This is a genomic window from Pseudomonas sp. MF08831 (assembly GCF_059862645.1).
This window is the reverse complement of record NZ_JCBCUX010000043.1, coordinates 1-762: the sequence shown is the minus strand read 5'-3', so window position 1 is coordinate 762 and position 762 is coordinate 1. Positions and strand designations below refer to the sequence as shown.

Below are 762 nucleotides of genomic sequence, written 5' to 3'. Positions count from 1 at the left end.
TCAGCACTTGTATCAGGCCAAAGGCGCGGTACCAGCTGGAAACCCACCGCCCAATGCCACCTACTGGATCGATATTGGAACCGTGGCGCAGACGGTTGACGCACTGGCAACTCAGGTCCAACAGAACTCGGCGATAATCGTGCAGCAGGGCAAGGACATCACCGCCCAGGCGTCCCAGCTCAATGCCGTGAAAGCCACGGTTAACGACCCGGTCACCGGCGTGAACGCCACGGCCAGCGGTTTGAGCACGCTCAAGGCCGCGGTGACCACGCTCAATGGAAAGGTGACTACGACGGCAGAGCGTGTCGAAGGTATTTACCTTCAGGTGAATCCGCCGCTCCAGGGCGATGACAGTGCACTGATGGGGGCGGAGGCGGCCTATGTGGGCGTGTGGTCTACTCAGTCGGCCCTCATCGAGGGTGACATTGTCCAGGGGCAGCGCACGGACGTTGTTGAGGTCAAGACAGCAGAAAACGCAGCATCGGTCGCTTCCGAGCAAAGAGCCCGTATCGATGCTGACGGCGCGCTGTCTACTCGGATTGATACCGTAACTGCTCAAACCTCTACCAATGCGGCAGCAGTTCAGAGCGAGATCACAGCCAGGACCAATGCCGACAAGGCACTCGGCCAGCGCATTGATACAGTTCAGTCCACGGTTGGCGGAAACACACTGGCTATCCAGACCAACGCCACGGCGATTCAAACCGTCGACGGCAAGGTCACGGCAAATTGGACCGTGCGGTTGCAGTACGAAGCCGCGAC

The 762-nt window shown here is 59.6% G+C and carries 1 pseudogene; it reads left to right on the top strand.

What is annotated here, in order from left to right:
- A pseudogene (locus AC19YS_RS32025) lies at positions 1-762 on the top strand (TipJ family phage tail tip protein); the annotation flags it as partial.